Here is an 8272-nt window from a genome sequence, read left to right as displayed (position 1 = left end):
GCGATGGGGTGACACAGGAAGGTAGCTCCGCCAGTCAGTGGTAATACTGGTGTAAGGGTGTAGGTAGCGGGGATAGGCAAATCCGTTTCCGTGTTGATCTGAGACCCGATGCATAGCCGATTGAGGCGAAGTAGAGTGATCCTATGCTGTCGAGAAAAGCCTCTAGCGAGCTCTGAGCGGCCCGTACCCCAAACCGACACAGGTGGTCAGGTAGAGAATACCAAGGTGATCGAGCGAACTATGGTTAAGGAACTCGGCAAAATACCCCCGTAACTTCGGGAGAAGGGGGACCGAGGTGCGTGAAGCCCCTTGCGGGCTAGCGCGTTTTGGTCGCAGAGACCAGGGAGAAGCGACTGTTTACTAAAAACACAGGTCCATGCTAAGTCGCAAGACGACGTATATGGACTGACGCCTGCCCGGTGCTGGAAGGTTAAGAGGACCGGTTAGTCGTAAGGCGAAGCTGAGAATTTAAGCCCCAGTAAACGGCGGTGGTAACTATAACCATCCTAAGGTAGCGAAATTCCTTGTCGGGTAAGTTCCGACCTGCACGAATGGCGTAACGACTTCTCTACTGTCTCAACCATAGGCTCGGCGAAATTGCACTACGAGTAAAGATGCTCGTTACGCGCGGCAGGACGGAAAGACCCCGGGACCTTTACTATAGCTTGGTATTGGTGTTCGGTTCGATTTGTGTAGGATAGGTGGGAGACTGTGAAGCGATCACGCCAGTGTTCGTGTAGTCAACGTTGAAATACCACTCTGGTCGAACTGGATATCTAACTTAGGTCCATGATCTGGATCAGGGACAGTGCCTGGTGGGTAGTTTAACTGGGGCGGTTGCCTCCCAAAGAGTAACGGAGGCGCCCAAAGGTTCCCTCAGCCTGGTTGGCAATCAGGTTTCGAGTGTAAGTGCACAAGGGAGCTTGACTGTGAGACCGACAGGTCGAGCAGGGACGAAAGTCGGGACTAGTGATCCGGCACCACCTTGTGGAAGGGGTGTCGCTCAACGGATAAAAGGTACCCCGGGGATAACAGGCTGATCTTGCCCAAGAGTCCATATCGACGGCATGGTTTGGCACCTCGATGTCGGCTCGTCGCATCCTGGGGCTGGAGTAGGTCCCAAGGGTTGGGCTGTTCGCCCATTAAAGCGGCACGCGAGCTGGGTTTAGAACGTCGTGAGACAGTTCGGTCCCTATCCGCCGCGCGCGCAGGAGTCTTGAGGAAGGCTGTCCCTAGTACGAGAGGACCGGGACGGACGAACCTCTGGTGTGCCAGTTGTTCCACCAGGAGCACGGCTGGTTGGCTACGTTCGGAAGGGATAACCGCTGAAAGCATCTAAGCGGGAAGCCTGTTCCAAGATGAGGACTCCCACCCTTTGTGGGGTAAGGCCCCCGGTTAGACCACCGGGTTGATAGGCCGGAAGTGGAAGCATCGTAAGGTGTGGAGCTGACCGGTACTAATAGGCCGAGGACTTACCACAAAAATGCTACGCGTCCACTGTGCAACTCTGGAGATACGGTCCAGACCCATGCGTCCACTGAGCAACGCTCACCTGGTGGTTGGGTCCCGTGAATTCCATAGAGTTACGGCGGTCATAGCGAGGGGGAAACGCCCGGTCCCATCCCGAACCCGGAAGCTAAGCCCTTCAGCGCCGATGGTACTGCACCGGCCACGGTGTGGGAGAGTAGGTCGCCGCCGGACAATCATTGAACCTCGAGGGAGGTCACCACACAGCAAACCTGTGTCGGTGACCTCCCTCGAGGCATTTCTGCGTTCAGCCGACGAATATTTCGAATCATCCTCGGCTCAACCGATCGCCGCCCCGAGCCGGCTCACCTCTATCCCCCTTTCGTCGAGTCGTCGTCCATGACGATCGCGTCCGCCTCGATCTCGACCAGCAGACCCGGTTCGATGAGGGCATTCACCTCGACCATGGTGGCGGCCGGCCGGATGTCGCCGAAGAATTCGCCGTGCACCCGTCCCACGTCCTCCCATCGGGCGATGTCCGTGAGGAAGATGCGGGTCCGCACCACGTCCGCCAGTGATGCGCCCAGCTGACCCAGCGCCGCCTCGATGCGGGTCAGGACTTCCCGGGTCTGGGCCGCCACCTCGCCTCCGCCGACGGCGCCGTCCGGGCCGGAGGCCGTGGTGCCGGCGACGGCGATGAACGGGCCGACCCGGACCGCACGGGAGTAGCCGACGATCGCCTCCCACGGGGCTCCTGAACCCACCGCGCGCCGGTCCGTCATGACCGACCCCCCTTCTGTCTTCGCGACCCACCATGGGTCGACGGTCTTGGGTCTTCTTGCCGGGACTCGTGCTCCTGGTGCCGCCGGATCCCGCACAGAAAGGAGGTGCCTCGTCTCGGTGGGGTACTCCTCCCCAGACAGACGGGGCGGGCTGAGGCAGCTTCAGCGGTGAACGGGCCGGCGGTACTCGCGCGGGGTCACCCCGACCAGACGGGTGAAGTCGCGGGTGAAGTGCGCCTGGTCGTACCACCCGAACTCCGCGGCGAGCTCGGCCAGGCCCGCCGTCGAACCTGCGTCCAGTGCGGAGACCACGTCGTGCATCCGGAACCGGCTGAGCACCCACTTCGGGGTGACCCCCACGTAGTGCGCGAACAGTCGCTGCAGATGCCGCATACCCACCCCGTTCAAGGAGGCCACCTGTTCCACGGTGAGCAGGCCGGGGTCGGCGACCATGCTGCCGAAGACGTCCAGGAGGAAGAAGTACTCGTCGTCGGGGTCCGTCTCCGTCAGGACGGACAGGGCGTTCTCCAGGCTGCTCACGGCAGCCTCGTCCCACGAGTCCGCCGTGACCGCGATCAACCGCGCCGTCATCTCGGAGGGGAGGAGGGAGTCGGCGTCCACCGCGGTGTCCCGCAGGGTGCGGGCCGGTACCCCCGTCAGAGCGGTGAAGGCGCCCGGCCGGAACTTCGCGCCGATCACCCATCCGTCGCCGGAGAGGTCGGTGTCGTACCGGCTGGTGGGCACGCCGGTGAGCACCCGGGTCCCCAGGTGCGGACGGACCGGTCGTTCGACGGTGAGGTGCACGGTGGGGTGCGGCAGGACCGAGCTGGTGAAGGTCTCGCCTGCAGGGAGTGCCCAGCGCACCCCCCAGTGGTTCTCCACCCAGGCGTCGACATCGGGTCCCGGCGTCCACCGTTCCCACTGCACCGACCGGGCCAGGTCGTCCGGTCGGAGCACACCGCCGTTCGTCGTCGTCGGACCGGTGCCGGAGGAAGTCGTCGCGTTTGTCCAAGCCGTCACGGGATGCAGCGTAGGACGCTGGTCCGAGCTGCCTCCCGCGTGCGGCCCACTCCGTGGCCGCGCCTGGGTCGGACGGGAGGCGCCCACCACCATGCCCAGCTGCACCTCACGAGGAATCGAGCTCAGGAGCCCCCCATGACCGACAGTCCCCCCACGGCCCGCCTGGCCATGGTCACTCTCGACTGCACGGACGCGCCGTCCAGTGCCCGCTTCTGGGCCGCACTGCTGGGGTGGACCGTCGCGCACTCCGAGGACGCGTACGCCATGCTCACCGGGCCGGACGGGGCTCCGGCCCTGGGGTTCGGCACCCTGGCCGACCATGTCCCGCCGTCCTGGCCGGACGAGGGTGGCCGCAAGCAGTTCCACTTCGACCTCGCCGTCGAGGACCTGGACACCGCAAAGGCCCGCGCCGTCGAACTGGGCGCGACCGTGGCGGATCCGCAACCCGGGGAGACCTGGCGGGTGCTCGTCGACCCGGGCGGCCACCCGTTCTGCCTGACCAGGGCCGAGAACTGGGGCTGATCACCGGGCGACCAGCTGCCCGACGGTCGTCGGTTCTGCCGGTCGGCTCCACACCCGTCAGCGCACGGCGTCGATCTCCTGCCCGGTCGGCTCCACGCCGCCGGCCGCCGCGTCGTCCAAGGCGACGAACACGTCGGGGCACCGTTGGAGCAGCGACCCGGGGCACTCCGGACCGACCGGCCCGGTCAGCGCCGCGGCCACCGCCGCGGCCTTGGCCTCCCCGGTCGCGATCAGGGCGTGGGCTCGGGCTCGGCCGATCGTCCCCAGCCCCTGGGTGACGCACAGCGTCGGCACCTCGAGCAGGGAGGGGAAGAAGCGGGCGTTGTCCCGTCGGGTGGCGTGGGTCAGCTCGGCGACATGGGTGGGGATGCCGAACGGCGTGCCGGGCTCGTTGAACCCGAGATGACCGTTGCCGCCGATGCCCAGCAGTTGGAGGTCGATCCCGCCCGCCCGGACGATGTCCGCCTCGTACGCCGCGGCCGCCGCATACGGATCCGACCCCGGTTCCGGCACGTGCACGCGCAGCCGGTCCAGGCCCAGGGGTGCGACCAGCTCACGGTCGAGCACGCTGCGGTAGCTCTCCGGGTGCTCTGGGGGCAGACCGACGTACTCGTCGAGGGCGAACCAGGTGACTCGGCTCAGATCGAGGCCGCCGTCCACCAGATCGGCCAGGGCGCGATAGACCGGCAGCGGGGAGGAGCCGGTGGCCACCCCGATCACCGCGGCGGGTACCGCCCGGACGAGGCGCGCGATGCGTTCGGCGACGAGCGAGCCCGCTGTACGGGCGTCCGGCACGACATGGGTGGTGATCACGGGGACTCCTTGTCGTCCGCGCCGGTGGCGGTCCGGACGGACGGTGCGGCGGTGGATGGGGTGGGGGCGGACGCGCGTCCGCCCGGACCGGTGAAGGCGGCGAACAGGCGCTGTCGGTAGACGACCCGCAGCGGGGGGACGACGACACCCTCGTCGGCCATCAGGGCGCGGAGGCGGCGCCGCCAGCGGAGGACCTGGACCACGCCCAGGATCCAGACCGGGTAGTGCACGAGCATGGCCCAGCGGAACTGGCCCAGCGTCGGATCGCCTGCGCCGGCGCCCTGCAGGTCGAGCACGAGGCCGACGCCGAGCAGGGCGAGGATCGCGGCGAGGAAGCCGGCCCCGTTCACCGCGCCGCTGGCCGCACCGAGGCGGGTCAGCGGGTTGGACGTGCGGGCGTAGTCGAAACCGATCATGGACGCCGGGCCGCCGACGGCCAGCGCGATCACCAGGACGGTGAGCACGGTCGACGGGGCCCGGCCGGGCCACGCCAGCACCAGCGCCCAGGCCGTCGCCTGGACCGCGACCATGCCCAGCACCAGCCACGACCGCCGCAGCGGATGCGTGGCGACCAGCTGCCCGATCACCGGCGCCGCGGCCAGATTGGCCACCACGAAGACGACCATCAGGCCGGCCGCGCCGGCGCGGGTCAGCCCCTCCCCGGACACCAGGAACGGATAGCCCCAGAGCAGGGCGAAGACCGTTCCTGCGAACGGGGTGCTGAAGTGCGACCAGAAGCCCAGGCGGGTGCCGGGATGCGCCCAGGCCACACGCACTCCGGCGGCCGCCGCTCGCAGCGTTCCGGCCGTCACCGGACGGGTCCGCGCCGAGGGGGAGTCCCGCAGCACGAGACCCGCCAGGATCGCGGCCAGCAGGTGGGCGCCGGCCAGGCCGAGGAATGCCGTCCGCCAGCCCTGCAGGCCGACGAGAGCGGCGAACGGGATGACGCTGATCAGCTGACCGAGCTGACCCAGCATGCCGGTGACCTGGGTCAGGACCGGGGTCACACGGGCGGGGAACCACGCCGGCAGCAGGCGCAGGATGCTGACGAACGTCATGGCGTCGCCGGCGCCCACCACCGCCCGGCCCAGTAGCGCGAACCGCACGTCCCCGGCCACCGCCAGCAGGGTCTGCCCGCCGGCGATCAGCGCCGCGCCGCCGGCGATGAGCACCCGCGGTCCCCACCGGTCGACCAAGATGCCCACCGGGATCTGCATGCCCGCGTAGACGACGAGCTGGAGGACGGCGAACCCGGAGAGCATCGACGCCGACAGCGAGAACCGTTCCACCGCGTCGGCTCCCACCGCCGCCAGCGAGCTGCGAGCGGTGACCCCGGCGACGTAGCAGAGCACCGCGACGCCCCAGACGAACCACCGCAGCCGGGAGGCGCTCACCGTCGGTACTCCGTCCCTGATCCGGCCCCGGTCAGTTCCGCAGGGCGTCGGCGACACCCGGGATCTGCGCGATGTACCCGTCGAGCAACTGGCGCGCGACGGTCACCGAGTCGACCAGCGGATGCAGGGCGAACGCCTTGAGCGCCGCTTCCCGGGAGCCGGTGGTGGCCGCCTCGATGGTCAGCCGCTCGACCGCCTTGACGGACTGCATGAGCCCGATCTGGTACAGCTCGGGCTGATCGGTGCTGAGCGGGTGCACGCCGTTGGCGTCCACCATGGTCGGCACCTCGACGACCGCGTCGTCGGGCAGGCCGGCGATGGTGCCACGGTTCCGCACGTTGAGGATCATCGTCTGCCGCTCGTTCCGGCTGATCGCGGCCATCACGCCCAGGGCCACCCCCGCGTACCCCTGGTGCGACGGGTCGGTCTCCCGGTCACGGTCGTAGGTCGGCTTGCCCTGCTCGCCGCCCCGTGCCTCGGCCATGTAGCTGGCCGACCGGTTCTCCACGGCCTGCGCCCACAGCGCGGCCGGATCCTGCGACGCGGCCGCGTCCCGGAAGAACTCGCCCTGGGTGACGGCCAGGAAGTCGCCCCGGGTCTGCGCGGAATCCACGATCTTCCCGACTGCGTCGCGGTTGAAGGAGTAGTAGTAGAGGTACTCGTTGGGCACCACACCGAGGGTGCGCATCCAGTCCATGCCGAAGACCTGCGTCTCCTCCATGCGGGACAGCGCGGCGTCGTCCGCGAGCAGCTCGGGCAGCACGTCCTGGCCGTCCACCATGAGCCGGCGCATCCAGCCCAGGTGGTTCAGGCCGACGTAGTCCATCTGCACCCGGGTGTGGTCGTAACCGAGCACACCGGCGACCCGCCGGCCCAGGCCGGACGGGGTGTCGCAGATGCCCAGCACCCGGTCACCGAGCACCGACTGCAGGGCCTCGGTGATGATGCCGGCCGGGTTGGTGAAGTTCATCAGGTACGCCTCGGGGGCGACCTCGGCGATGATCCGGGCGATGTCCAGCATCGGGCCGATGGTGCGCAGGGCGTAGGCCAGGCCGCCCGGGCCGGTGGTCTCCTGTCCGATGACACCGAGGTCCAGGGCGACGTGCTCGTCGCAGCGCCGGCCCTCCACCCCGCCGACGCGTAGGGCCGCGAAGACGAACCGGCTGCCGGTCAGCGCCTCGCGCAGATCGGTGGTGCAGACCAGCTTCGGGGCGTCCGGGAAGTCCTCGGCGAACTGCCGCAGGATGCGCTCCATGGTGGCCAGCCGCGCGCCGTCGATGTCGTAGAGGGCGACCTCGGTGACCCGGGGGTCGCCGTGGTCGCGGACGAGGGCCTGCCAGACGTACGGGGTCCGGAAGCCGCCGCCGCCGAGGATGCAGAGTTTCACGCGAGGATCACCTTTCCGCCGGCTTCCCGGCAGAGATCGAGAGTGGTTGCGGGAGCTCCGCTTCCGGTGATGACGACGTCGATGTCGGTGAGCGAGCACAGGCGCAGGGCGCCGGTGCCGGGGAACTTGTCGACCGGGGCCAGCAGGACCACCGAGCCGGCCGCGTCGATCATCGACTGCTTGAGCGGCGCCTCGACGGCCATGTTGTCGACCACGTGGCCGGTGGGCCGGATCCCGGTGCAGGACAGGAACATCTGGTCGGCGCTGATCCGGGACAGGGCCAGTTCGGTGAGCGAGCCGACCAGGGAGCGGTAGTTGCGCCGCAGCACCCCGCCGAGCAGCACCAGGTTCACCACCGGGTCGTCGCGGACCTCGTCGAGGACGGCGATGTTGCTGGTGATGATGGTGACCGGCCGCCCGCGCAGTCCACGGGCGATCAACGGGGTGGTGGTGCCGATGTCCAGGATGACGACGCTGTCGTCCTCGACGAGATCGACCGCCGCCCGGGCGATGGCCCGCTTGCCGTCCATGTCGATGCGGTCGTCGAACGCGTCCTCGGCACTGCCGTCGTCGGTGGTGGCCGCGTCCGCGCCGGCGACGAGGACGGCCCCGCCGTAGGTGCGGGTCAACGTCCCGGCCCGGTCCAGCTGGTCCAGGTCCCGCCGGATCGTCGACTCGCTCACCTGCAGACCGGTCGCGAGATCGCGCACGGTCAGCCCACCGTGGCGCAAGGACTCCACGATGCGGTGGTGGCGCTCGGTCAGCAGCATGTCCGCAACGGTATCCGATACCTGCTCGACTTTGAAAGAGTTTGACCGACTCGTCAGGTCCGGTCACCCGTCTGGCCTCTTTCCAGACCAATTCTGCCGGTGAAACATGCTGGTGAC

Annotated in this window: 7 protein-coding genes and 2 rRNA genes (1 of these 9 running past the window's edge); 3 read left to right on the top strand and 6 right to left on the bottom strand. The window is 68.2% G+C overall.

Translation table 11 applies throughout. The features are described 5' to 3' along the window. Together J2S58_RS11675 and rrf are read left to right on the top strand one after the other, a co-directional pair. Positions 1-1480: ribosomal RNA gene (locus J2S58_RS11675) — 23S ribosomal RNA — on the top strand; it begins 1629 nt to the left of the window's first position. 104 nt (positions 1481-1584) lie between these two features. Beyond that, positions 1585-1701, top strand: a 5S ribosomal RNA gene (rrf, locus tag J2S58_RS11670). Between the two features lie 137 nt (positions 1702-1838). On the opposite strand, the gene J2S58_RS11665 is transcribed toward rrf, so the two are convergent. Further along, positions 1839-2249, bottom strand: a complete 411-nt coding sequence (locus J2S58_RS11665; protein ID WP_205258199.1) for a RidA family protein — start codon at positions 2247-2249, stop codon at positions 1839-1841. Between the two features lie 162 nt (positions 2250-2411). Further along, the gene (locus J2S58_RS11660) at positions 2412-3269 is read right to left on the bottom strand and encodes an AraC family transcriptional regulator (protein ID WP_205258200.1); all 858 of its coding nucleotides are present in this window, start codon (positions 3267-3269) and stop codon (positions 2412-2414) included. A gap of 135 nt (positions 3270-3404) precedes the next feature. On the opposite strand from J2S58_RS11660, the gene J2S58_RS11655 reads away from it, so the two are divergent. Further along, on the top strand, positions 3405-3791 hold the full coding sequence (locus J2S58_RS11655) for a VOC family protein (RefSeq protein ID WP_205258201.1): 387 nt from the start codon (positions 3405-3407) through the stop codon (positions 3789-3791). 57 nt (positions 3792-3848) lie between these two features. Here the strand turns inward: J2S58_RS11655 and J2S58_RS11650 are convergent, their stop codons facing one another. From J2S58_RS11650 to J2S58_RS11635, 4 genes are read right to left on the bottom strand one after another with little or no spacing between them, the layout of a single operon-like run. Beyond that, positions 3849-4604, bottom strand: a complete 756-nt coding sequence (locus J2S58_RS11650) for a glucosamine-6-phosphate deaminase (protein ID WP_306828312.1) — start codon at positions 4602-4604, stop codon at positions 3849-3851. Then, the gene (locus J2S58_RS11645) at positions 4601-5998 is read right to left on the bottom strand and encodes an MFS transporter (protein WP_205258202.1); all 1398 of its coding nucleotides are present in this window, start codon (positions 5996-5998) and stop codon (positions 4601-4603) included. Before J2S58_RS11645 ends, J2S58_RS11650 begins: the two co-directional genes overlap by 4 nt. Positions 5999-6029: 31 nt before the next feature. Beyond that, a complete protein-coding gene (locus tag J2S58_RS11640; RefSeq protein WP_205258203.1) occupies positions 6030-7385 on the bottom strand; it encodes a 6-phospho-beta-glucosidase in 1356 nt (451 codons plus the stop codon). Beyond that, a complete protein-coding gene (locus tag J2S58_RS11635; RefSeq protein WP_205258204.1) occupies positions 7382-8155 on the bottom strand; it encodes a DeoR/GlpR family DNA-binding transcription regulator in 774 nt (257 codons plus the stop codon). The genes J2S58_RS11640 and J2S58_RS11635 overlap by 4 nt, the downstream gene beginning before the upstream one ends. Positions 8156-8272 lie beyond the last annotated feature (117 nt).

The organism is Nakamurella flavida (assembly GCF_030811475.1).
Taxonomy (GTDB): Bacteria; Actinomycetota; Actinomycetes; order Mycobacteriales; family Nakamurellaceae; genus Nakamurella; species Nakamurella flavida.
This window is presented reverse-complemented; position numbering and strand designations above follow the sequence as displayed.